The organism is Rhizobium sp. S163, assembly GCF_030380805.1.
Lineage (GTDB): Bacteria > Pseudomonadota > Alphaproteobacteria > Rhizobiales > Rhizobiaceae > Rhizobium.
In genome coordinates, this window is sequence record NZ_JAUDSA010000038.1 from 91,438 (window position 1) to 115,663 (window position 24,226).

Sequence of the window (24,226 nt, forward strand, 5' to 3'; positions counted from 1 at the left end):
TCCCCGTCTTGCGCCATCAGTCAAACGCATGCTAGACACCCGCCTCGTCGGTATCCGTTGCCCCATTGGCGGAATTGGTAGACGCGCTCGACTCAAAATCGAGTTTCGAAAGAAGTGCTGGTTCGACTCCGGCATGGGGCACCACTGGACTGCTACAGACCTGACGTCTGCGCGAATCGCCATCATCGCTGTTGTATTTTCAAGCCGCGCGCTTGAACGTTTCGATCGCGGCATCCAGCTGGATGATCTTCGCCGTCCGTCCAAGCAGCGGCAGATGCGGCGTGTTTTCGCTGTCTGTAATGACAGCGACCCGTACCGGCGATTGCTCACCGAGATCCTTGATGTCGAGGAATTTCGACACTGCGGCGTGCACGGACGACGCATGAGGCACGACCAGATCGAACAACGACGTGTGTCCGCCGATCTCAATCATGGCATCAAAATTCCAGGGCGAACTTGCACCTCGAACCATGACTTCGCGCTCGACATGCGCTTGAGGAAAAGCCGCCGTCAACCGCGACCAAAGCTCATATCGCTGGTCCATCGCACGCTTTTCGGATATCCGCGCCGCCGTGTGATCGACAGCTTCCTTCGACGCGTTGGCAACCGCGATTGCCGCGGAAACCAGCGCTTCGCGGGGAACCTCGATATCGAAGACCATATCGCTGTCGAATCTGACGCCAAAGCGCTCTGCGGCCGCCTTGGCTATTCTCGTGAAAACGGTGCTTCCGTCCATGAGGTCGGCTTCGCGCCGTCCCGCCCCCAGGTCCGAGACGAAGTATCCATCTTCGCTTTCCTGGAAGCGCAGCACGACGCGAGCGCCGCCCGGATATAGCAGCGGCGTGACCACCATTGCCCCCTCGTTTCCGCCACGGGAATAGGAGAGCGCGCGGGACACCTCTTCGGCAATCGCGTTTATCGAGATTCTATCGATCATATCGCAGGCTCCCATTCCATTCAGGTGCAGGCAAATCATCAAGGCCGGAAATGTTGAAATGCGCCCCGATCACTGCCCAGATTTCCCGGAAAGACTGTGGTTCCTTATCCAGCGCCCAAGCATTTGGCAAATTGCTTGCGGGAAGGAATGCATCGGCTCCGATCCTGGCATTATCCTCGCATGTGTGGATATGAGAACCGTTAATTTCCGGCGGTAGATGAAATCGTCGCCAGTGTCTGTTCGCATGCGGCGCGGTTGGTGCAAAGTCGATCCGGCTTACGCACACCCACCGAACTGCGTCATATATCTCAAAAGTTGCCGTGACATCTTCCATAGGTCGATTACGCCACACGCCGATTCGAATGCGAATGTCTTCCAGCGCAATATCGTTGCGATCGGAAACCGTGATGATCATCTCGGATCGCGACGCCATATCGGAGATCAAAGGAAGCCTCCCGGCGTCAGTAGCTTGTTTCCGGCTTTCACGATACATGGCCCCATCGGACCATGCGGGCCAACCGAAGATGTTCTTTGGTTCGGCGACGATTGCCTGCCAAGCTTCCAATTTGGGCGGACGAGAAGAACTCACCAAACCTCCCGGACAGCAACGATTTACACGCCTTCGTTTAGAACCAAATCTCCGTTACTCGCGATATTGGTGTCAAGAGTGCCGCTTCACGATATTTGGACCTTGGCATGGTGGTGGCAGCCATCACCGCCGATATTGCCGTCTCAATTTAAATCAGCAGTTTAATTTCCCCCGCACATCGGTCAAAGTGCCGGCTCCCAAAAGGAGAACACATAAGCGTGCATCACGACGTCCCCCTCATTGCCACCATTGCCGTCAGTTTCGGGTTCGCGGCGATCCTTGGCTATCTTGCCGATCGCCTGCAGCTGCCGCCGCTGGTGGGCTATTTGCTGGCCGGGATTTTGATGGGGCCGATCACGCCGGGTTTTGTGGCCGATACCGGGCTTGCGAGCCAGCTGGCCGAGATCGGCGTGATCCTCCTGATGTTCGGCGTCGGGCTGCATTTCTCGGCGCGTGACCTGCTTGCCGTACGCGGCGTCGCTATTCCAGGCGCGATCGTGCAGATCCTGGTCGCGACGCTGCTGGGCGTCGGGCTGGCGGAATGGTGGGGCTGGAGCCTCGGCGCCGGCATCGTCTTCGGTCTCAGCCTCTCGGTCGCGAGCACCGTCGTGCTCCTGAAGGCGCTTGAGGAGCGAAATCTGGTGAATGCCGCCAGCGGCCGCGTCGCCGTTGGCTGGCTGATCGTTGAAGATCTGGCCATGGTGCTGGCGCTGGTGCTTTTGCCGGCCTTGGCCGAGCTGCTCGGCGGCCACGCGCCATCAGGCGCGCATGGCGCGGGCATGCCGCTGCCGCTCACCATCGCGCTGACGCTCCTGCAGGTCGGCGCCTTCGCCGCCATGGCGATCTTCCTCGGCCCCAAGGTCGTGCCCTGGCTGCTGATCCGCGTCGCCCGCACCGGCTCGCGCGAGCTCTTCACGCTGACGGTACTGGCGCTGGCGCTCGGCATCGCCTTCGGCTCGGCGCAGATCTTCGGCGTGTCTTTCGCGCTCGGCGCCTTCTTCGCCGGCGTGGTCATGAGCGAATCCAGCCTCAGCCATCGCGCGGCCGCCGATTCCCTGCCGCTGCAGAACGCGTTTTCGGTGCTGTTCTTCGTGTCCGTCGGCATGCTGTTCGATCCGTCAATCCTTCTGCGCCAGCCGCTCGGCGTTCTCTCCGCCCTGCTTCTGATCATCGTCGGCAAGGGGGTGATCTCCTTCGTCGTCGTCACGCTGCTGCGCTATCCCATCGGCATGGGCCTGACGGTGGCAGGCGGGCTGGCACAGATCGGCGAATTCTCGTTCATCCTGGCCGGCCTTGGCGTCACGCTCGGCCTGCTGCCGACCGACGGACAGGACATCATCTTGGCGAGCGCCATCATCTCGATCACGCTCAACCCCATCGTCTGCGCCGGCGCCGAAGCGCTGCATGGCTATATCCAGCGCCGCTGGCCGCAAAGCGCCCGCCACGGGCACGCCAATTTCGACCTGCTGAACGACGAGCTCGACAAGATCCGCGCCATCACCGAAGCGCGCGAACACCAGCACCAGCTGGAGATGCGTGAGCTCAGCGAAACCTTCCCGCTCTTCGCCAATGTCGACGAGAACTCGCAGGAGGAGCTGCTCCTGCTGTTCCGCCCGAAATCGGCGCTCCCGGGCGAGCGCGTCATGCGCAAGGGCGATCGCGGCGGCGGCATGTATTTCCTGTCGGCGGGCGCCGTCGAGGTGCAGCTGCCTGATGATGCGATAAGGCTCGAACCCGGTGCCTTCTTCGGCGAGATGGCGCTGCTCAGCGGTGGACGCCGCAACGCCGATGTGGTCGCCGTCGATTTCTGCCATTTCTTCGTGCTGGAACGGCGTGATTTCAACATGTTCACGGCGAAACATCCGGCGTTGCGCCAGATGGTCAGCGAGATGGCGCGCGAGCGCACCGAGATGAACGTCATGCGCCAGAAGCGCGTCCCTTCCCCTGGTATCGCCTCCTGATCCGGCGCGATCACGGCATAATCCCCTCGCGCGATCACGAAGAGTTTTTTATCGCACTGCCGCATGACTGACACAGCAGCCATTTACAGGCCGATATCAGGCCCATAAAGCTCATGCACGCAACCTGAAAGGACCGGAATGCTTCGCAGATTGTACGACTGGACCATGTCGCTGGCATCTCGCAAATCGGCCGAAGTCTGGCTTGCCGTTATCGCCTTCGTCGAAAGCTCCGTCTTTCTCGTTCCGGCCGATGTCCTTTATTTGCCCATGGCGCTTGCCAAGCCCGAGCGCGCCTATCGCTACGCGCTGGTGGCGACCGTCGCCTCCGTGCTCGGCGGCATCGCCGGTTGGGCTCTTGGCTATTATGCCTATGACACGATCGCCCGCCCGGTGCTCGAATTCTACGGCAAGCTCGATGCCTTCGAGCAGATGCGAACCTACATCCACGACGAATGGGAAATCCTGCTGCTGTTGCTGGTGACCTCGGGTCTCGCGCATCTGCCGCCGATCAAGATCGTCACCATTCTCGCCGGCGTCATTCACATGAACCTCGGCTTCTTCATCATCTCGGCCATCATCGCCCGTGGCGCGCGCTTCCTGTTCCTCGCCTGGCTGCTGCGCCGCTATGGCGAACCGATCCGCCACTTCATCGAAAAGCGCCTCGGCCAGATCACCGCGATCGTCGCCGGCGTGCTGATCGTGGCAGGTGTCGGCTACAAGCTGCTTGCCCACTGATTATCCACTAATCCCCATGCGCCATTTGCCCGGAGCCCCCGCATGACTTTCTCTGTCCGCCGTCCCACCTTCATTTACTCTATCGTGCTGGCGATCGGCATGGCCGTGGTCATCGGCTCCGCGCTCGGCTTCCAGTATATCGGCGGCTATATTCCCTGCGAGCTCTGCCTGATGCAGCGCCAGCCCTATTATTATGGCATCCCGCTGGTCATCATCGGCGCCATCACGTCGGCGCTCGGCCTGCCCAACTGGATCGGTCGCACCTTCCTGCTCGCCGGTGGCCTGCTGATGATCGTTGGCGCCGGCATGGGCGTCTATCACGCCGGTGTCGAATGGCACTTCTGGGCTGGCCCTACCGCCTGCTCGACCAGCGCCAGCAGCATGACGCAGAACGCCGGCGATCTCCTGACGGAACTCAACACCATCAAGGGGCCGTCCTGCACGGAAGCGGCACTGCGCGTCGCTGGCCTGTCCATGGCTGGCTGGAACGTGATCGCAAGCCTCATCCTCGCCGCCTTCGCCTTTATCGGCGTGCGCAAGTCTGCCTGACCAACAACGTCGGCCTGACCAAGTCGGGCTGATCCATCGAAGCGTGAAGCAGTCCTGCCCGGAAACGGGCCGGACTGGGATCAGGGCTGCAGTTCGCTATCCCAGTAGAGATAGTCGAGCCAGCTATCGTGCAGATAGTTCGGCGGGAAGAGCCGGCCATTGTTGTGCAGGTCCTGCACGGTCGGCTGGTAGGGCTTCTGGTGCGGGAACATGCCTGCCTGCTTCGGGAGCTTGCTGCCCTTTCTGAGATTGCAGGGAGAGCAGGCCGCCACGACATTCTGCCACGTCGTTTCGCCGCCATGGGCGCGCGGAATGACGTGATCGAAGGTCAGGTCGTTATGATCGCCGCAATACTGGCACTCGAACTTGTCGCGAAGGAACACGTTGAAGCGCGTGAAAGCCGGATTGCGCGAAGGCTGCACATAGGTTTTCAGGCACACGACGCTCGGAAGCCGCATCGAATAGCTCGGCGAGGAGACCGAATGTTCATATTCCGCGATGATATTCACACGGTCAAGGAAGACCGCCTTGATCGCGTCCTGCCAGGACCAGAGCGACAAGGGATAATAACTCAGCGGCCGATAGTCAGCGTTCAGAACGAGCGCTGGCAGGGCCTGAGGTGAAACAGCAATCGTCAAGGCACTCTCCTGATCGATTCGGCATCTGCACTCTTATATTAGGCCGGTTGTGACGGCATTGTGAAGTCCAATAAATTCAAGCCACACAATGGCATTTGTATGTGTTGCCGTTCAGCCGACCGGAACCAGGCCGCGGCCCAGTTTCGCTGCATAATACGCCCAGAAAAGCCGCGCCGCCACCGATCTCCACGGTGCCCACTCCGCCGCCAGTGTGGCCAGCTGTCGCGCCCCTGGCCGCGCATCCAGGCCGAAGGCCGCCGCCACCGCGTTCTGCAACGCCACGTCGCCGGATGGAAAGACGTCGGCATGGCCGCCGCAAAACATCAGATAGACCTCCGCCGTCCACGGCCCGACGCCCTTCAGCGCCGTCAGCGCCGCCAACGCCTCCTCTGGCGGCAGGCCTGACAGCGCCTGCAGGTCGAGCCCGCCGGACGCGACAGCCTCGGCGATCCGTGTCAGCGTCTCCGCCTTGGCGCGCGACAGGCCGACCTCGCGCCATGCCTCCGGATGCAGGCTGGCATAGGCCTCGGCCGTCAGCACGGCATCATCAGGCCGCATCCGCCGCCAGATCGCCTCGGCACTCGCCCGCGACACCATCTGTGACACGATGATATGCGCCAGCCCTTCGAAGCCCGGCTCCCTCAGCCGCAAGGGCAGCGGACCGGCATCGGCGGCGATCGAGAAGAGACGCGGGTCGATGATGATGAGTTCGGCCAGTCCCTCGGCCACGTCCCCGTCGTTGCGAATGATATGCACGCTTCCTCGCGATCTTCCAAAATCCGTGGCAGAAGAAAGCATGATCGCGATTCCCCGTCAAAAGCCCGTCTTCCGTTTTGCCCCGAGCCCCAACGGCCCGCTGCATCTCGGCCATGCGCTCTCGGCCTTCCTGAACCGCGACATGGCCGACGCAGCCGACGGGCGCTTCCTGCTGCGCATCGAAGACATAGATCTCACCCGCTGCACACCCGAATTCGAAGCGGGCATTTACACCGATCTCGAATGGCTCGGCATCGAATGGGAAGAGCCGGTGCGCCGGCAGTCGGAGCATTTCGACGCTTATCAGACAGCATTGATCGACCTGATCGACCGCGGCCTCGCCTACCCCGCCTTCCTCACCCGTGGCGAGGTCAAGGCCAGGGTCGCGGCATCGGAGGCACAAGGCGTCGCGTGGCCGCGCGATCCCGATGGCTCGCCGCTCTACCCCACTGATGATCGCGACCGCCCCCCCGCCGAGCGGCAGGCGATGTTGTCCTCCGGCCTGAAACACGCCTGGCGGCTGGACATGGCACAGGCGCTCGAGACGATCGGCGAACCGCTCTCCTGGCAGGAGACCGGCGACGGCAACCGGGGCATCATCGCCGCCGACCGCTCATCCTGGGGCGATGTCGTGCTGTCGCGCTCCGACGCACCGTCGAGCTATCATCTCTCCGTGGTGGTCGACGACGCGCGGCAAGCGGTCACCCATGTCGTGCGCGGTCTCGATCTCTTCCACGCAACCTCGGTGCATCGCGTCCTGCAGACGCTGCTCGATCTACCGGCACCGACCTATCATCACCATCGCCTCGTCACCGACGCGGCCGGTCGCAAGCTCTCGAAAAGCAGCGGCGATACCGGCCTCTCGGAGCTACGAGCCCGTGGCGTCCCGGCGCACGATATTCGCCACCTCGTCGGGCTTTGACGGCTTCTGGCCCTGGCCGCTCAGGAAATTGTGCGAGAAGATCGCCCGCACTCGGAATTTCAGAAGTGCGGCGTTGAGCTCTGCGCCGATGATGAAAATCACCCCGATCATGTAGAGAAAGATCAGCACGATCATCACCGATGCCAGACCGGCATAGGTGGCGGCGTAGTTGGCGAAGGTCGCGAGATAATAGGCGAAGATCAGCGCGCCGATGAACCACAGGATCAGCGTCAGAAGCACGCCCGGCACGACATCGAACACCCGCCGCCGTCCAGCCGGAAGCCACAGATGCACGACCAGAAGACCGACCGTCAGCACGAACAGTGTGCCGTAAATACGCCAGTTGAAGACGATGTCGAGCGTGTCGGCGAACAGCGGAAACCATTGCCGGGCATAATCGAGCGCCAGCGGCACCGCCACGAGCAGGATGCTGATCGCCGCGAAGATCGTCACCGCGATCATCACGAAGCCGAGGCTGGCGAGACGGGTGAAATACCACGGCCGCGTTTCCTGCACGCGGTAGGCGCGGTTGAGCGAGATGCGCAGCGCCTCGACCCCGTTGGAGGCGAAGTAGGCGGCCGCCAGCACCGAGATCGTCAACAGCCCGCCGCGCGGCACGGTCAAGACCAGCAGCACCTGATCGGCGAGCGGCTTGGCGATCGCTTCCGGCCACGTGTCGAAGACGAGATGCACGGCGGTCATCGAGAACTGGTCTGCGCCGAGGAAATTGGCAAGCGCGGTGCCGAAAATCAGGAATGGGAAGACAGCAAGCAGCGTGGAAAGCGCGACATGGCTTGCCATGGCGAAGCCGTCATCTTCAAGGAAATGCCAGATCGCATCGTAAAGCACATCATACAAGATGCGAAAAAGTTTCAGCATTCCGGCTCCCGGCATTCCTCATTGTGTCGCCCGATCGAATATGGGAAACGAGTCCTAGTTTGTACAGGAATCATTCCATGTCGGATCAACGCACTATCATCATTACCGGATGTTCGTCCGGGATCGGTGCTTATTGTGCCCGTGCGTTGAAGGCCAACGGCTGGCGGGTCCTTGCGACCGTCAGAAAGTTCGACGACCTGGCGCCGCTTCAGGCTGACGGCATCGAAGCCTTCCGCATGGATTACACCAGCACCGATTCGATCGCCGATTTCGTCCGCGAGGTCACGGAGCTGAGCGGCGGCCGCATCGACGCGCTTTTCAACAACGGCGCCTATGGCCAGCCGGGCGCCGTCGAGGACCTGACGACGGACGTGCTGCGCGAGCAGTTCGAGACCAACTTCTTCGGCTGGCACGAGCTGACGCGGCAGATCATTCCGCTGATGCGCAAGCGCGGCCGCGGCCGCATCGTCCAGTGCTCGTCGATTCTGGGCGTCGTTCCCTACCGCTATCGCGGCGCCTACAATGCCTCGAAATTCGCGCTTGAGGGGCTGAGCATCACCATGCGCATGGAACTCGAAGGCAGCGGCATTCATGTCAGCCTGATCGAGCCCGGCCCGATCGCCTCGCGCTTCGTCGCCAATTCGCTCGCGAAGATCAACGAGCACATCGATGTCAGAGGCTCGGCCCATGCCGTGGATTACCGCCGCCAGCTGGCAAGGCTCGATGGCTCCGGCCCGGCCAACCGCCACAAGCTCGGCCCCGAGGCCGTCTACGATGTCCTGAAGCACGCATTGAACGCCCCGCGCCCGCGACCACATTACCCAGTGACGCGGCCGGCCAAGCAGGGCATGTTCTTGAAAAAGCTCTTGCCCGCGGACCTCTTCTACCGGCTGCTGCGCAGGTTCGATTGAGGAGGAGGAAACCCAATGTCAACAGTCGTCTACGTTCTCGCCATCATCGTGATGGGCCTTGTCGCCATCGTTCTGATCCGTGGCCTGTTCAACATGATGAAGGGCGGCGACGCCAACCTGTCCAACAAGCTGATGCAGCTGCGCGTGTTGCTGCAGGCCGTCGCCGTGCTCCTGATCATGCTGACGCTCTGGCTGACCGGCGGCGGCCGCCCCAGCTAATAGACGCGGAGGAGAGACAGCCATGGTCAAGCTCAACAAGATCTACACCAAGACGGGCGACGACGGCACGACCGGGCTGGTCGCCGGCCCGCGCCGGCTGAAGGACGATCTGCGAGTCGAGGCCTTCGGCACCATCGACGAGGCCAATTCGGCGATCGGCATCGCGAGGCTTCACATGCAGGGCATGCCCGAGCTCGATGCGATGCTGATGTCGATCCAGAACGACCTCTTCGATCTCGGCGCCGATCTCGCCACGCCCGACACCGGCACGCCGCCGGAATACGAGCCGCTGCGCATCGTCGAAAGCCAGGTGACGCGCATCGAAAACGACATCGACAAGCTGAACGCCGATCTGCAGCCGCTCAAATCCTTCGTGCTGCCGGGCGGCCACTCCGCCGCAGCCCACCTGCATCTGGCGCGCACGATCACCCGCAGGGCCGAACGGCTGATGGTGACGCTGTCGCGCAGCGAGGGCGAGATCGTCAGCGCTGCCGCGCTCAAATACGTCAATCGCCTCTCCGATTTCCTCTTCGTCGCCGCCCGCCATGCAAACGATCGCGGCCACGCGGATGTGCTTTGGGTTCCCGGAAAAAACCGCTAGGCTTGAGCTGATCGACATCAAGCAACTGGACCGCCGGCCCATATGTTCATACCGCTGCACGATGCCAACACGCTGAAGCATATCAAGCTGCAATGGGTGACGATGGGGCTGATCGCGGTCAACATCGTCGTCTGGCTGTTTACCGGCGTCATCGCCACGGAATCGGTAGCAAAAGCGGCCTTCGTCGGCCTCGGCTACATCCCGGCGGTCGCCTTCCACTACGCCCACCTCGAACCGGCGCTCGCAATCACGCCCGAGCCGCTGACCTATGTCAGCTATTCCTTCGTCCATTCCGGCTTCTGGCACCTCGCCTCCAACATGCTGTTCCTCTGGGTCTTCGGCGACAATGTCGAGGATGCGATGGGCCATCTGCGCTTCCTCGTCTTCTATCTCCTTTGCGCCATCTCCGGCGCGCTGGTGCACGGCTTGATCGGCATGACCTCGCAGGCGCCGCTGATTGGCGCGTCCGGCGCCATATCGGGCGTCGTCGCCGCCTATCTGATGCTGCACCCTCGCGTGAAGGTCTGGGTGCTGGTCTTCATGCGCGTGCCGCTGCCGCTTCCAGCCTTCGTTCCGCTGATCCTCTGGACCGGCCAGCAATTCGTCATGCTGGCGCTCGAGCCTGACGGTAACGTCTCCTGGGGCGCCCATGTCGGCGGCATCATCGCAGGCGCTCTTCTCGTGCTCGTCATGCGCCGGCGCGGGGTGCCGCTCTTCGACAGCGAGGTGGTGACGCCCAAGGCCGTGCGCGACCGGCCAACGCCCAATCCCGCCATGATCACTGTCCCCGGCCAGCCACCACGCCCGCGCTTGCCCTGGGACAAATGAAGCCGAAAATATTGACGTGAACGTAAAGGCAATATAATCCCCATGGAATTTGCCTGTCTGCGTCATGGAAGCGTTGTCTTTGGAGGAAAAACGCGTATCCATGTCGCCATTCGACAATCGGAGCAGCGCGGAAACGCGCATTTTCTTGGCGAAAGAGTTGAAGGAAGGACCACATGAAGATTCTCGTCCCAGTAAAGCGGGTGGTTGATTACAACGTGAAGATCCGCGTGAAGCCGGATGGCACGGGCGTCGAACTGGCCAACATCAAGATGTCGATGAACCCCTTCGACGAAATCTCGGTGGAAGAGGCGCTTCGCCTGAAGGAAGCCGGCAAGGCCGAGGAAGTGATCGTGGTCTCGATCGGTCCCGCGAAGGCTGAAGAAACGCTGCGCACCGCGCTCGCCATGGGTGCCGACCGCGCCATTCTGGTCGAGACCGACGATGCCGTCGAGCCGCTCGCCGTCGCCAAGATCCTGAAGGGCGTCGCCGACGCCGAACAGCCGGGCCTTATCATCGTCGGCAAGCAGGCGATCGATGACGACTCGAACCAGACCGGCCAGATGCTGGCAGCGCTGCTCGGCACCGCACAGGCCACCTTCGCCTCGAAGATCGAGATCGGTGACAACAAGGCAACCGTGACCCGCGAAGTCGACGGCGGCCTGCAGACCATCGAGGTCAAGCTCCCCGCCGTGGTCACCACCGACCTGCGTCTCAACGAGCCGCGCTACGCTTCGCTGCCCAACATCATGAAGGCGAAGAAGAAGCCGCTCGACAAGAAGACGCCTTCTGATTTCGGCGTTTCCACCGCGCCGAAGCTCAAGGTCCTGAAGACCGAAGAACCCTCCGGCCGCAAGGCAGGCGTCAAGGTCGCATCGGTCGCTGAGCTCGTCGAAAAGCTCAAGTCCGCTGGCGTCCTCTAAGGTTCGAGAAAGGAGATATCATCATGGCCATTCTTCTTCTGGCTGATCACGACAACGCAACCCTTTCCGACCAGACCGCCAAGACGCTCGCGGCAGCCGCCAAGATTGGTGGCGACGTGCATGTGCTGGTCGCCGGCAAGGGCGCCAAGCCCGCAGCCGATGCCGCCGCCAAGCTGTCGGGCGTCTCCAAGGTTCTGCTCGCCGAAAGCGACGAGCTCGCCAACAATCTGGCCGAGCCGCTGGGCGACCTGATCGTTTCGCTGGCAGCCGGCTACGACACCATCATCTCGGCCGCCACCTCGGTCGGCAAGAACGTGCTGCCGCGCGTCGCCGCCCTGCTCGACGTCGCCCAGGTCTCCGAGATCATCGAAGTCGTTTCCGCTGATACCTTCAAGCGCCCGATCTATGCCGGCAACGCCATCCAGACGGTGCAGTCGACCGACGCCAAGAAGGTCATCACCGTCCGCACCGCGTCCTTCGCCGCTGCCCCTGAAGGCGGTTCGGCTTCGGTCGAGGCGATCCCCGCCGTGTCCGATCCGGGTCTGTCGACCTTCGTCAAGGACGCGCTGTCGACCTCCGACCGCCCGGAACTGACATCGGCCAAGATCATCATCTCCGGCGGCCGCGCGCTCGGTTCCTCGGAGAAGTTCCAGGAAGTCATCCTGCCGGTTGCCGACAAGCTCGGTGCTGCCGTCGGCGCCTCGCGCGCCGCCGTCGATGCCGGCTACGCGCCGAACGACTGGCAGGTCGGACAGACCGGCAAGGTGGTCGCGCCCGATCTCTACATCGCCTGCGGAATCTCCGGCGCCATTCAGCATCTGGCCGGCATGAAGGATTCGAAGGTGATCGTCGCGATCAACAAGGACGAGGAAGCACCGATCTTCCAGGTCGCCGATTTCGGCCTCGTCGCCGATCTCTTCGACGCCCTGCCCGAGCTGCAGAAGGCTCTCTAAGTCGGTGGACGTCCGGTTTCGCATGCGGCGCCGGGCTTCCATGATCGCGTGTCATCTTTCGCACATGCGAGCGACTGGAAAATTATCTTTTTAGGGGCTACTACTGCTGCCGGGCGATCATTCGTCCGGCAGTTTTGTTGAATAGGTACGGCAATCGCGGGGGCGAAGGCCGAGCAGGGGTGTGGAGATGACTGCGGTGTTCAAGACAATCGGAATTATCGGCGCGGGCCAGATGGGTTGCGGCATCGCGCAGGTTTCGGCTAGCGCAGGCTACAAGGTCCACATCTACGATCTCACCCAGGATCGCATCGAGCGCGGCCTTGCCACCATCAACGGCAACCTCGCCCGCCACGTCACAAGCGGCAAGATGACCGACGAGGAGCGCTCGAGCACGCTCTCCTTGATATCGGGCTCCGCCGACATCAACGACCTCGCCTCCTCCGACCTCGTCATCGAGGCCGCGACCGAGGACGAAAGCGTCAAGCGCAAGATCTACGCCACGGTCTGTCCGGTCCTGAAGCCGGAAGCGATCATCGCCACCAACACCTCTTCCCTTTCGATCACCCGCCTGGCATCGGCCACCGACCGCCCCGAGCGCTTCATGGGCATCCACTTCATGAACCCGGTGCCTGTCATGAAGCTGGTCGAACTGGTGCGCGGGATCGCCACCGAAGAGACCACCTTCAAGAAGGCCCGCGAATTCGTGGCCTCGCTTGAAAAGACCGTCACGGTCGCCGAAGACTTCCCGGCCTTCATCGTCAACCGTATCCTGCTGCCGATGATCAACGAGGCGATCTACACGCTTTACGAAGGCGTCGGCACCGTCGATGCCATCGACACCGCCATGAAACTCGGCGCCAACCACCCCATGGGCCCGCTGCAACTCGCCGACTTCATCGGCCTCGACACCTGCCTGTCGATCATGCAGGTGCTGCATGACGGCCTGGCGGACAGCAAGTACCGCCCGTGCCCGCTGCTGGTGAAGTATGTCGAAGCCGGCTGGCTTGGACGGAAGTCCGGCCGTGGGTTCTATGATTATCGCGGTGAGGTTCCGGTTCCGACGCGGTAGGTTTTTGCCTCTTACATTGCGCGACGGAAAGTAAACCGTCGGTTATCGCTTGTCGAAATCAAACCCATGCGGTGAAGTGACAACAGTACCGCCTCGACGGACTTGCGCACTTTCTGTCCTTGTTTGAAGCGTCCAGCGATGATCCCTGCCTCGAGCGGCTCTTCTGCACCAATGAGATGGTGTAGCACCGCTGGCGTCTGATCGCGCTCGTCGGTCGGGAAGCTCGGCCGCGCTCCGGCCTTGGCAGATACTGCCTCGCCGAGATCGGCCTCCAGCTGCTCGGCCTTTTCCTTCTCCGAGCCAAAGCGGGAGATCTGGTAGTCGGGTCGCAGCCAGCGCACGAGCCCCCGCTTTTCCTCTTTCGCGCGCTCAAGGTTCAGGGTCACTAGGCGAGCTAGCATTTCCTCTTCCGCGAGATCGATCGGCCAGCCATAAGCCCCGACCACAGCAGCATCAAGCCTTTCGTGTAGCTCTTTCAAGATCAGCACTAGCCCGTCGTCGAAGATGCGGCGCTCCTTTGCGTCGAAGTCCTGGGGTTTCGCGCCGGCTTTCAGTCGTTCGAGCACGTTATAGAGGCCCGTCAGAGTGAGATGGGCGTGATTGGCAAGCACTCGCTTGCGATGGGCGTTGATGTCTTCGGCAATGGCGCCCACTATGTGCTTCTGTTCGTCAGTTGCGGCAGGAAATGGGAAGGGGTCGAAGCAGCGAGAATTGGAGTATCGGTGGTCATTACCCGCGCCGAGCCAGCCTCCAGCACGAAGCGCCCAACTAGTATGGATCGACGATGAAAGCGTTCCAAGAATATAGCTTGAATCGCTGGCCACGATCACAAGCGTCTGGTCGGGAAGCCATGTACCATCAAGAAACTGAAATACCCTGTGCTTCGCCGTCTGACTGGTTGCAATGAAACGTGTAAGCCGTTCGACCGAGTGCCTCAACTCCTGTCGTGGCTCGGCGAATATCCACCATTTCTCCCGATATGCTGCCCTGTTGTCGCGATCCCTAATAGGCTTTACGGTTCCGAGTAGATGCTGATAGATTATGGGTAGTCGTCTTCTGACATCGTCCAAATCTAGACCAAACAAGTCAATCGCTTGCACTCCTCTCGGACGACTGACTAGATCACGACCACTAAGATATGGCCTGATGACGCCCGAATATGCCTCGCCTTTATCTTTAAAAAACTCGGCTTCGCTTTTCTCTAAGATGAAGCCTGCTCCCATGTATGTCATACCCCGAAGGCTGAGGCGGGTATTTGATTGAAGGGCAAGGGGCGTTGTTACATCCACCCCGATCGTCAGATCCGAGTTGATATGACCGCGCTTGTCCGCAAACAGGATCACCGGACTATCAGTCTCCACCGCATCCTCCCCTACCACATCCAGCAACAGCCCATCCCTCTTGCCCGCCTCGGCCACAGTCATGGCAATACGCACGGCGGCACTATCCCGTGTCACCTTTGTCCATGGATGGTCGGGGACCGCCATGACGAGCGACAATGGCTTCTTCGCTTTAAGATACGGCTCCATCACCCGGCGCTGAAACACCTGGCTTATCGAATTGGTGGTGACGAAGCCGAAGCGCTTTAGCTCGCTCTTCGACTTCAGCAGAATTTCAGCCGCACGATCCCACCAGTACATGACGAAATCGGCACTCTCGTTCATGTGGCCATGCGCCTTCCACAGCGCTTCGGCATATGCGGAGCCCATACGAGCGCGGATGTCCTTGCCGCCGACGAAAGGCGGATTTCCAACGATGTAATCAGCTTCGGGCCATTTTGGCCGTCGCGGATTTGGATAGACCTCCTTGCGGTCGACCACCTGCGGCATCGGATAACCGTCCCACAAAAGCACCGCATCCATGCACTGTATGTTTTTGAAAGCTTTTAGAATCGGCTCGGACGGCGCGATGCCCCGGTTACGGAAATGCCACTGCAGATGGCCAATCCAGAGAACCAACTCGGCAATGACGGCAGCACGTGGATTGAGCTCCATCCCAAGAAACTGATGGGGATCGACAGTGTGGCGGTCGAGCGCGAATGCTTCCTGCCCACCGAGGTCGTTGATGGCTTCCAGTACCTCGCCCTCCAGGCGCTTCATCAACTCAAGCGAAACGTAGAGGAAATTGCCTGTTCCACAGGCTGGATCGAGCACCCGAATACTGCAGAGCTTGTCGTGATAAGCCTGCACCGTCTTGATGGCAGCTTCGCTCTTGCCTTCCGATTTCTGTCGATCGGCCGTGCTTCGTGCGATATCCCACTCTTCACGCAGCGGATCGATGACCGTCGCAATAACGAGACGTTCAACGTAAGCACGTGGCGTGTAGTGCGCGCCTAGTCTCCGGCGGTCTGTTGGATCAAGCGCCTGCTCCAGGAAGGTACCAAATATTGCCGGCTCGACATCTCGCCAGTTATAGCCTGCTGCTGCTGCAAGCTCGCCGATTTCTTCCTTGGCCAGCTTAAGCGCACGACGATTCTTGAAGAATGCGCCATTGAACTTCTTGACTTTCTCCCGGATGGTCGCGCTGAAGCCACCTTCATCCATAGCACGCCAAAGATCTTCCATCATGCCAGGAAAAATTTCCTGGCTTCTGCACGCAGTCATGCAACAGGTTCTTGAAGCTATCCTCCGGCAGAAGCTCAACATCCTCTGCGAACATGGTGAAAAGAACCCGCATGAGGAACATGGCGACGTCTTCAGCCGCGTAACCAGCCTCCTCCAAAGCCAGCGAAACCTTGGCTATGCGCACCGCGATTTCGCGCGAGACCTTGGCTGCGTGCCGGGAGGGATCGAGTGACAGCGGGTCGGACCAGATAGCCCGCAACCGGCTACGCACATCATCATCGCGGAGATCTTCGAGATAGATACGGAATGAACGGCGATCAGGGAACTGGTCATAAGCCTTCCCATCGCGGCGGAAGTTTGAATAGACCTCGATACAATGTCCCACATCGCAGACAAGCACGAAAGGCGGCGGTTCATGCGACACTGGCAACAGGCGAACATAGTTTTCCGCCTGAGCGCGGGCATTCATCATCAGCACGTCCCAGGATCGATTGGCGCTTGCGCGGCGGCCGCGGGGCGCGATCTCTATGCCGGGAAGCTGGGGCGCGTCGCTCACTTTCTTGTCGCCGAAAAACCGGCTTTGCTTGGCTTCCAGTACGAAGCAATTTTGCTTGTAGAGGTCAATGCGTTTGGTCGATGACGAGCCGTCGCGACCGATCTCCCGGACAGCTCGCTCAAACACATAGCTGTTGTTTTCGGTGCTCGCCGAGGCCGGATCGGCGTGCGGAAGATCAAGCAGATCGCAAAGTTCCGTCAGAAACAGCGCATAGTTTGCACGCTCCTGGCCGCCTTCCTGGCCTTGCCAGCGGCTGATGAATAGATCGACCTTCGATTGCATGTCTGATTCTGCCCCGCGTTCAATTCCTGTTTTACGACGTAGGGCTCAACTCGCAAGCAGTCCGTATCTATAAAAGAGATAGCGAGCTCTAAATCCCCACAGCCCCCTTAATCAGCGCCTTGGCATCCGCGCTATCCCAGGCCGCCGGCCCGTTCATCGCCGAGATCAGGCACCCCTTGTCGTCGATCAGCAGCGTCACCGGCAGACCGAACGCCAGCCCCTGCTTCTTCAACCCGTTGAACACCGCGATCGTGTCGTCGCGGTAAAGCTTCAGCGCATCGACGCCCGTCTCCGACAGAAACGTCTTCGGCTTCTCGTCATCGCCGGTGTCGATATTGACGGGCACCACCTGGAACTTGTCGCTGCCGAGTTCCTTCTCCAGAGCATTCAGCGCCGGCATTTCCTCGCGGCAGGGGACGCACCATGTCGCCCAGAGATTGAAGAGCACCGTCTTGCCGGCGAAGTGGTCGAGCGTCATCGGCTTGCCCTCGGCATCCTTGAAGGCGATCGAGGTCATCCGGACCGGCTGTTCGGGCGCGACCATGGCGGCCACCTCGCCCTTCAGGAACGGCTTGATGCGCGTCGCGATGTCCTTCGTGGCCTTGCATTCGCCCGCCGCCATATCGGCGCCGCCATTGCCAGACCCCGTCTCCTTAATGTAAACCGCTGCCGCACCGGCAATGATGCCTGCGACGACCGCGATCCCGATCAGTTTCAGGGATGGCAGGCGCAAGGGCGTTCTTGTTGTCATTTCATTCTCCCGGACACGCGTTCTTCAAGGCAGGCATCTTTCATGGCCGACAGCACGGACACCAAATCCTCCAACCAGATGTGGGGCGGACGTTTCGCTTCCGGCCCAGATGCGATCATGGAGGAGATAAATGCCTCGATCGGTTTCGACAAGAAGCTGTTTGCGCAGGATATTCGCGGATCGATCGCCCACGCCACCATGCTCGCCCACCAGGCTATCATTTCGGCCGATGATAAGGACAAGATCGTCGAAGGGCTAAACACGATCCTGTCAGAGATCGAGAGCGGCAATTTCGAATTCTCCCGCAAGCTGGAAGACATTCACATGAATGTCGAAGCCCGCCTTGCGACCCTGATCGGCCCCGCCGCCGGCCGCCTGCACACCGCCCGCTCGCGCAACGACCAAGTGGCGCTCGATTTCCGCCTCTGGGTGAAGGAAGAGCTGCAGAAGACCGAACAGCTGCTGACCAGCCTGATCGCGGCCTTCCTCGACCGCGCCGAAGAGCATGCCGATACGGTGATGCCCGGCTTCACGCATCTGCAGACCGCCCAGCCCGTCACCTTCGGCCATCACTGCATGGCCTATGTCGAAATGTTCGGCCGCGACCGCTCGCGCGTGCGCCACGCCATCGAGCATCTGGACGAGAGCCCGATCGGCTCGGCGGCCCTTGCCGGCACCGGCTATCCGATCGACCGCCACATGACCGCCAAGGCGCTCGGCTTCCGCGAGCCGACCCGCAATTCGATCGACACCGTCTCCGACCGCGATTTCGCCATCGAGTTCCTGGCATTGGCCGCGATCTGCGCCATGCACCTGTCGCGTCTGGCTGAAGAGATCGTCATCTGGTCGACGCCGCAGTTCGGCTTCGTGCGCCTGTCGGACGCCTTCTCCACCGGCTCCTCGATCATGCCGCAGAAGAAGAACCCTGATGCGGCCGAACTGGTGCGCGCCAAGACCGGCCGCATCAACGGCTCGCTGATCGCACTGCTCACGATCATGAAGGGCCTGCCGCTCGCCTATTCCAAGGACATGCAGGAAGACAAGGAACAGGTCTTCGATGCCGCCGAAAGCCTGGAGCTCGCCATCGCCGCGATGACCGGCATGGTCCGCGACCTCACCATCAACACCGAGCGCATGAAGGCTGCCGCCGGCACCGGTTATTCCACCGCGACCGACCTCGCCGACTGGCTGGTGCGCGAGGCGGGCCTGCCCTTCCGCGACGCCCACCATGTGACCGGCCGCGCCGTGGCGCTGGCCGAAAGCAAGGGCTGCGATCTCTCCGACCTCTCGCTCGCCGATCTGCAGGCGATCAACGCCGCCATTACGGACAAGGTCTACGACGTCTTGACGGTCGAGGCATCGGTCGCCAGCCGCAAGAGCTTCGGCGGCACGGCGCCGTCTGAAGTCAGGAAGCAAATCGCCTACTGGCGCGCCCGCAACTGATCCCGAAAAGGGCGGAGCGCAACCCGCTTCGCCCCTTCGATTTCGCAAAGCGCGAGACCGCAACAATCAGGGTGCACAAGGCGGATAAACTTCGCTATGAAGGTGTCCATCCGTGCCGCTTCCCAAGAGGAATTCCATGCAGACCAGCTTCCCGCAGATCATCCGCCTGACGGTCGTTTTTGCCGTGATCGGCCTTGCCGTCGCCGGATGCGGGCGCAAGGGCGACCTCGATCCGCCGAGCGTGCGGGCAACGAAGGAGGGCGACTCGTCCAAACCGACGCAGCAGCCCGGTGTCAAGGACCGCCACTTCTTCCTCGATCCTCTTCTGTAACAGGCGACTAAAGTGAACCATTTCGAGTATCGCGACGGCATCCTCTACGCCGAGAACGTTCCCGTTCCCGAGATTGCCAAGGCCGTCGGCACGCCCTTCTACGTCTATTCCACGGCAACGCTCGAGCGCCACTACAAGGTCTTCTCGCAGGCCTTCAGCGATGTCGACTCGATGGTCTGCTACGCCATGAAGGCCAATTCGAACCAGGCCGTCCTGAAGACGCTCGGCAATCTCGGCGCCGGCATCGATGTCGTCTCCGAAGGCGAACTGCGCCGCGCTCTGGCAGCCGGCATCCCGGCCAACCGCATCATGTTCTCCGGCGTCGGCAAGACCGCGCATGAGATGGACTATGCGCTCGAGGCCGGCATCTACTGCTTCAACGTCGAATCCGAGCCCGAGCTCGAGATCCTCAACCAGCGCGCCGTCAAGGCCGGCAAGAAGGCGCCCGTCTCCTTCCGCATCAACCCCGATGTCGACGCCCGCACGCACGCCAAGATCTCGACCGGCAAGAAGGAAAACAAGTTCGGCATCTCCTGGGAACGCGCCCGCGCCGTCTACGCCCGCGCCGCCACCTTGCCCGGTATCGAAGCCACCGGCATCGACATGCATATCGGCAGCCAGATCACCGAGCTGCAGCCCTTCGACGACGCCTTCAAGCTGCTGCGCGAGCTGGTCAGCACGCTGCGCGCCGATGGCCACGACATCCACCATGTCGACATCGGCGGCGGTCTCGGCATTCCCTACAAGGACGACAACAACCCGCCGCCGCTGCCCGACGCCTATGCCGCGATCGTCAAGAACCAGCTGCGCGAGCTCGGCTGCAAGATCGTCATGGAGCCCGGCCGCCTGATCGTCGGCAATGCCGGCATCCTGGTGACCGAAGTGCTCTACGTGAAGGACGGCGGCGAAAAGACCTTCGTCATCGTCGACGGCGCCATGAACGACCTCATCCGCCCGACGCTCTACGAGGCCTATCACGAGATCCGCCCCGTGGTGATCTCGGCCGCCAACGCGCCGCGCATCAAGGCCGATGTCGTCGGCCCTGTTTGCGAGACCGGCGACTACCTGGCGCTCGACCGCGAAATGGCAATGCCGAAATCGGGCGATCTCTTCGCCGTCAGCTCCGCAGGAGCCTATGGCGCGGTACAGGCCGGCACATACAACAGCCGCCTTCTGGTGCCAGAAGTGCTGGTCAAGGGCAGCGATTTCCACGTTATCCGCCCGCGCCGGACCTACGAAGAACTGATCGCGCTCGACAGCGTCCCCGCCTGGCTCGACTAATCAACGGCAATCACTTTTTGGCGAAGACGCGGGAAAAACCGGCATTGACCGGCCCCTGCCCTCGTCTTCGCCACAAAGAGTGTTATCCTTTCCGCATACCGTCTTGCCCGGTCGCCGCCGCGCAAGCCCTCTCTGCCCTTTAACGCCAGGCCCCTAACGCCAGATCGCGGAGACCGGATTGAAGAACAGCACCAAGAGCGAAAAGAAAGGTGCCTTTGCCCTGAAGCCGTCGCTCGCACGGCTGGTGGCAGCAAAGCGCCTGACCGCCCAATGCGTGTTGCTGTTCGAGCAGGTGCTGCCTCTCACCCTGCCCATCCTGTCGGTCGTAGCGCTTTATCTGGCCGCCTCCTGGTTCGGCGTCTTCCGCATCGTTCCCGATTGGCTGCGCATCGTGCTGCTATTCGGTTTCGGCCTCGGGCTGCTGGCAACGCTTTATCCCTTCCGCAAGCTGCACTGGCCGGGCTCGGCCGCTGCCGACCGGCTGCTGGAAGAGCGCAACGGCCTGCCGCATCAGCCGGTTGCCGTGCAGGAAGACGAGCCGGCCTTCGACACCCCCTTCGCCCGCGCGCTGTGGCGTGAGCACCAGACCCGCATGGCCGAGAAGATCGCCTCGCTGGACGCCGGCTTCCCGCAGCCCGATATCGCCTCGCATGACCGCTGGGCGCTGCGCGCCATCCCCGCCCTTCTGATCGTCGTCGCCTTCGGCTATTCGCTCTCCACAAACGGCGGCTCGATCAGCGACGCGTTGCAGCCGCGCCCGCAGGCGCAGGCAACCGACCCGGCGGTGCGCATCGACGCCTGGATCACCCCGCCCGCCTATACCGGCCGCGCCCCCGTCTATCTTACCGCGACCGGCAGCGAGCAGGGCGCGATCAAGATCCCGCAATCGTCGAACCTCACCGTGCGCGTCTCCGGCGGCAAGGCCGACGAGAAGGTGGTCTTCGCCCGCGAGGACGGCCAGCGCATCGAGATCGCCGCAGCCGAGAACCCCGCCGCCACGCCGAACGCACCCGCTTCGGAAACACCCGCGACACCAGCGCCGGCAACCGCCGAGGGCCAGCAGCCCGCAACGGCAACGCCCCAGCAGCAGACCGCCTCCACGCATCTGATGAAGCTCGAGGAAAACGGCACGCTCGAAGTCAACGGCCGCAAATGGGCCTTCGACGTCATCCCGGATAAAGCTCCCGAGATCGCCTTCAACGGCTTGCCGAAGCCAACGGTCAACGGCGCGCTGGAGATCGGCTACACGATCAAGGACGATTACGGCGTGCAGGAAGCAACGGCTGAAATCGTGCCTGTCGAGACGGACACGAGCGCCACGCCCCTCTATCCGCTGCCCGAATACAAGCTCGACATTCCGCGCCGCAACGCCCGCGACGCCAAGGGCGTGGCCAGCAAGAACCTCACCGAGCATCCGCTCGCCGGCAAGCGCGTGCGTATCACGCTGATCGCCAAGGACGCCGCCGGCCAGACGGGCCGCAGCCCGCCGCACGAGATGACGCTGCCTGCCCGCCCCTTCAGCGAGCCGCTCGCAGCCGCAGTCGCCGAGCAGCGCCAGACCTTCGCGCTCGACACCCGCAAGATGCCTGAGGCGATCGCGCTCAACGAGGCGCTGACGCTGCGCCCGGAAGAGACGATCCCCAATCTCACCAATTACCTGCTGATCGAATCCGCCCGCCAGCGCATGAAGCTTGCCAAGGGCGACGAGGCGCTGAAGGACACCGCCGACTATCTCTGGGACATCGCCATCGGCATGGAGGATGGCAATCTCTCGCAGGCCGAGCGCAACCTGCGCAACGCCCAGCAGAACCTCGCCGACGCCCTGCAGCGCAATGCGCCCGACGCCGAGGTCAAGAAGCTCATGGACGAGCTGCGCAAGGCGATGCAGGACTACATGAAGGAGCTGGCGCAGCGCATGCAGAATGCGCCGATGCAGCCCAACCAGAACGCCCAGAACGTCATTCGCCAGCAGGATCTGGAGCGGATGATGGACCAGATCGAAAACCTGGCCCGCTCCGGCAACCGCGACGCCGCCCAGCAGATGCTGTCGGAACTGCAGCGGATGATGAACAACATGCAGGCCGGTCGCCCGCAGCGCGGCCAGCAGCAGCAGGGCCAGGACAACAGCCAGATGCGCCAGCAGATGGACAAGCTCGGCCAGATCCTGCGCGACCAGCAGAAGCTGATGGAAGAGACCTTCAAGCTCGACCAGCAGCTGAAGGACCGCATGCAGCGCGGCGACCCCAACAACATGAACCCCGACCTCGGGATGAACGACCCGCTTCTGAACGACATGCCGATGGACAATGACGGCATGCCGCAGGACCAGCAGCAACAACAGGGCCAGCAAGGCCAGAACCAGCAGGGCCAGCAGCAACAGGGTCAACAAGGCCAGCAGGGCCAGAACCCCTCCGACGAAATGACGGCCGAACAGCTGCGCGAGGCGCTGAAGCAGCTGCGCGAGCGCCAGGACCAGCTCGGCAAGCAGCTCGGCGAAATGCAGAAGAGCCTCGGCGACATGGGCATGAAGCCCGGCCAGGGCTTCGGCCAGGCGCAGCGCGAGATGGAAGGCGCCGGTCGCGAGCTCGGCCAGGGCCGCGGCGAGCCGGCCATCCAGGGCCAGGGCCGCGCGCTGGAGGCATTGCGCCAGGGCGCCCGCGACATGATGAACCAGATGATGCGGGCGCAGCAGGGTCAGCAAGGCCAGGGCCAGGGGCCGCAGGGCCAAGTCGGCCAGGGCAACCAGAACGGCCGCGACCCGCTCGGCCGTCCGCGTCGCGCCGACGGTCCCGATTTCGGCGATCAAGTGAAGGTGCCCGACGAGATCGACGTGCAGCGCGCCCGCGAAATCCTCGATGCCATCAGAGAAAAGCTGGGCAACAACCCTTCACAGGAGATGGAACGGCGCTATCTTGAACGCCTGCTCGATATTCAATAAGACGCAGGATATATTCTTGATTTCAAACCTGCCCCGAACCGCGGCTTTTCACCCGTATGGGGCTATTCCAAAACCGCGGAAGCTTCGTAATGTCGCGGCGGCAGGCGACGAACGATAGCGATTCGATGGCAATTCTCTTCAAGACGGTAATCGACGAAAACACGGCATTCGAGATGATCGGCAGTGCCCTGTCCGAGCACGGCAACGACTATGACGGCTATCTGAACGTCGTTGCCGACGAAGGTGAGCAGACGCTGACCTGGGGCCCGAACATGCATGCCGAGCAGTTCCAGGCCGAAATGACGGAGATCTTCCGTGCCACATGGGACATCTGCCCTTTCTGGGTGGTCTATGAGCGCCGCGACGATCGCAAGGATCCCGACGCCAACGACATCCGCAACGCCGCCTTCAGGCTGACCCGCGCCTATGACGGCGTGCTCGTCGTCACGCTTAGCCTGCTCGACAAGCGCGACCATGCCGAAGATATCGAACTGATCTTCGTCTGCTTCAAGGAAGACCCGCAGCGCCGGAATTTTCGCGTGCGCTTCGAGGGCAAGTTCATTCAGCCCCAAAACTGAAAAAGCCGGCGAGGACGCCGGCCTTGATACGATAG

Annotated in this window: 24 protein-coding genes and 1 tRNA gene; 17 read left to right on the forward strand and 8 right to left on the reverse strand. The window is 61.9% G+C overall.

Going from position 1 to position 24,226, the window contains the following annotated elements:
- Window positions 1-59: 59 nt before the first annotated feature.
- Window positions 60-144: transfer RNA gene (locus tag QTL96_RS29375), tRNA-Leu, on the forward strand.
- Window positions 145-199: 55 nt separating this feature from the next.
- Here QTL96_RS29375 and QTL96_RS29380 read toward each other — a convergent pair.
- A complete protein-coding gene (locus QTL96_RS29380; protein WP_113235398.1) occupies window positions 200-937 on the reverse strand; it encodes a hypothetical protein in 738 nt (245 codons plus the stop codon).
- Window positions 927-1,526 (reverse strand): hypothetical protein, encoded by a 600-nt coding sequence (locus QTL96_RS29385; protein WP_289730230.1) that lies wholly within the window; start codon window positions 1,524-1,526, stop codon window positions 927-929. The genes QTL96_RS29380 and QTL96_RS29385 overlap by 11 nt, the downstream gene beginning before the upstream one ends.
- Window positions 1,527-1,744: 218 nt before the next feature.
- Between QTL96_RS29385 and QTL96_RS29390 the strand changes: the two genes are divergently transcribed.
- From QTL96_RS29390 to QTL96_RS29400, 3 genes are all read left to right on the forward strand, one after another.
- Entirely contained in the window at window positions 1,745-3,487 is a 1,743-nt protein-coding gene (locus QTL96_RS29390) for a cation:proton antiporter (RefSeq protein WP_289730231.1), read from the forward strand.
- A 138-nt stretch (window positions 3,488-3,625) separates the two neighbouring features.
- Complete coding sequence (locus QTL96_RS29395; protein WP_018901513.1) at window positions 3,626-4,222, forward strand: YqaA family protein; 597 nt, start codon at window positions 3,626-3,628, stop codon at window positions 4,220-4,222.
- A gap of 42 nt (window positions 4,223-4,264) precedes the next feature.
- Window positions 4,265-4,771, forward strand: coding sequence for a disulfide bond formation protein B (locus QTL96_RS29400; RefSeq protein ID WP_018901512.1), 507 nt, complete (start codon window positions 4,265-4,267; stop codon window positions 4,769-4,771).
- A gap of 80 nt (window positions 4,772-4,851) precedes the next feature.
- On the opposite strand, the gene QTL96_RS29405 is transcribed toward QTL96_RS29400, so the two are convergent.
- A complete protein-coding gene (locus tag QTL96_RS29405; protein ID WP_018901511.1) occupies window positions 4,852-5,409 on the reverse strand; it encodes an HNH endonuclease in 558 nt (185 codons plus the stop codon).
- Between the two features lie 111 nt (window positions 5,410-5,520).
- Entirely contained in the window at window positions 5,521-6,207 is a 687-nt protein-coding gene (locus QTL96_RS29410) for a DNA-3-methyladenine glycosylase (protein WP_289730232.1), read from the reverse strand.
- On the opposite strand from QTL96_RS29410, the gene gluQRS reads away from it, so the two are divergent.
- Window positions 6,206-7,087 carry a tRNA glutamyl-Q(34) synthetase GluQRS gene (gene gluQRS / locus QTL96_RS29415; RefSeq protein ID WP_289730233.1) on the forward strand — a complete coding sequence of 294 codons (882 nt, stop codon included), beginning with the start codon at window positions 6,206-6,208 and terminating at the stop codon, window positions 7,085-7,087. The genes QTL96_RS29410 and gluQRS overlap by 2 nt on opposite strands.
- Here gluQRS and QTL96_RS29420 read toward each other — a convergent pair.
- Window positions 7,034-7,966, reverse strand: a complete 933-nt coding sequence (locus QTL96_RS29420; RefSeq protein ID WP_289730234.1) for a YihY/virulence factor BrkB family protein — start codon at window positions 7,964-7,966, stop codon at window positions 7,034-7,036. The genes gluQRS and QTL96_RS29420 overlap by 54 nt on opposite strands.
- Before the next feature lie 77 nt (window positions 7,967-8,043).
- On the opposite strand from QTL96_RS29420, the gene QTL96_RS29425 reads away from it, so the two are divergent.
- From QTL96_RS29425 to QTL96_RS29455, 7 genes are all read left to right on the forward strand, one after another.
- A complete protein-coding gene (locus QTL96_RS29425; RefSeq protein ID WP_289730235.1) occupies window positions 8,044-8,877 on the forward strand; it encodes an SDR family oxidoreductase in 834 nt (277 codons plus the stop codon).
- Window positions 8,878-8,892: 15 nt separating this feature from the next.
- On the forward strand, window positions 8,893-9,096 hold the full coding sequence (locus QTL96_RS29430) for a twin transmembrane helix small protein (RefSeq protein WP_018901506.1): 204 nt from the start codon (window positions 8,893-8,895) through the stop codon (window positions 9,094-9,096).
- A gap of 22 nt (window positions 9,097-9,118) precedes the next feature.
- The gene (locus QTL96_RS29435; protein ID WP_112941401.1) at window positions 9,119-9,697 is read left to right on the forward strand and encodes a cob(I)yrinic acid a,c-diamide adenosyltransferase; all 579 of its coding nucleotides are present in this window, start codon (window positions 9,119-9,121) and stop codon (window positions 9,695-9,697) included.
- 42 nt (window positions 9,698-9,739) lie between these two features.
- A complete protein-coding gene (locus QTL96_RS29440) occupies window positions 9,740-10,525 on the forward strand; it encodes a rhomboid family intramembrane serine protease (RefSeq protein WP_289730236.1) in 786 nt (261 codons plus the stop codon).
- Window positions 10,526-10,698: 173 nt separating this feature from the next.
- Entirely contained in the window at window positions 10,699-11,445 is a 747-nt protein-coding gene (locus QTL96_RS29445) for an electron transfer flavoprotein subunit beta/FixA family protein (RefSeq protein ID WP_289730237.1), read from the forward strand.
- Between the two features lie 23 nt (window positions 11,446-11,468).
- Entirely contained in the window at window positions 11,469-12,398 is a 930-nt protein-coding gene (locus QTL96_RS29450) for an electron transfer flavoprotein subunit alpha/FixB family protein (protein ID WP_289730238.1), read from the forward strand.
- A gap of 187 nt (window positions 12,399-12,585) precedes the next feature.
- The gene (locus tag QTL96_RS29455; protein ID WP_026283550.1) at window positions 12,586-13,467 is read left to right on the forward strand and encodes a 3-hydroxybutyryl-CoA dehydrogenase; all 882 of its coding nucleotides are present in this window, start codon (window positions 12,586-12,588) and stop codon (window positions 13,465-13,467) included.
- Between the two features lie 11 nt (window positions 13,468-13,478).
- Here QTL96_RS29455 and QTL96_RS29460 read toward each other — a convergent pair whose 3' ends face one another.
- The 3 genes from QTL96_RS29460 to QTL96_RS29470 all read right to left on the reverse strand — a co-directional run bounded on the left by QTL96_RS29460 (window position 13,479) and on the right by QTL96_RS29470 (window position 17,620).
- On the reverse strand, window positions 13,479-16,034 hold the full coding sequence (locus QTL96_RS29460; RefSeq protein ID WP_289730239.1) for a DNA methyltransferase: 2,556 nt from the start codon (window positions 16,032-16,034) through the stop codon (window positions 13,479-13,481).
- A complete protein-coding gene (locus QTL96_RS29465) occupies window positions 16,003-16,869 on the reverse strand; it encodes a type IIL restriction-modification enzyme MmeI (RefSeq protein WP_289730240.1) in 867 nt (288 codons plus the stop codon). Before QTL96_RS29465 ends, QTL96_RS29460 begins: the two co-directional genes overlap by 32 nt.
- Before the next feature lie 88 nt (window positions 16,870-16,957).
- Window positions 16,958-17,620 (reverse strand): TlpA disulfide reductase family protein, encoded by a 663-nt coding sequence (locus tag QTL96_RS29470; protein ID WP_112983163.1) that lies wholly within the window; start codon window positions 17,618-17,620, stop codon window positions 16,958-16,960.
- 42 nt (window positions 17,621-17,662) lie between these two features.
- Between QTL96_RS29470 and argH the strand changes: the two genes are divergently transcribed.
- The 5 genes from argH (at window position 17,663) to QTL96_RS29495 (ending at window position 24,191) form a co-directional block, all read left to right on the forward strand.
- Window positions 17,663-19,063 (forward strand): argininosuccinate lyase, encoded by a 1,401-nt coding sequence (gene argH, locus QTL96_RS29475; protein WP_113011858.1) that lies wholly within the window; start codon window positions 17,663-17,665, stop codon window positions 19,061-19,063.
- 136 nt (window positions 19,064-19,199) lie between these two features.
- Complete coding sequence (locus QTL96_RS29480) at window positions 19,200-19,394, forward strand: lipoprotein (RefSeq protein WP_289730241.1); 195 nt, start codon at window positions 19,200-19,202, stop codon at window positions 19,392-19,394.
- A gap of 12 nt (window positions 19,395-19,406) precedes the next feature.
- The gene (gene lysA, locus QTL96_RS29485; RefSeq protein WP_018901497.1) at window positions 19,407-20,675 is read left to right on the forward strand and encodes a diaminopimelate decarboxylase; all 1,269 of its coding nucleotides are present in this window, start codon (window positions 19,407-19,409) and stop codon (window positions 20,673-20,675) included.
- A 178-nt stretch (window positions 20,676-20,853) separates the two neighbouring features.
- Window positions 20,854-23,613 carry a TIGR02302 family protein gene (locus QTL96_RS29490; RefSeq protein WP_289730242.1) on the forward strand — a complete coding sequence of 920 codons (2,760 nt, stop codon included), beginning with the start codon at window positions 20,854-20,856 and terminating at the stop codon, window positions 23,611-23,613.
- 125 nt (window positions 23,614-23,738) lie between these two features.
- Window positions 23,739-24,191, forward strand: a complete 453-nt coding sequence (locus tag QTL96_RS29495) for a hypothetical protein (RefSeq protein WP_026283549.1) — start codon at window positions 23,739-23,741, stop codon at window positions 24,189-24,191.
- Window positions 24,192-24,226 lie beyond the last annotated feature (35 nt).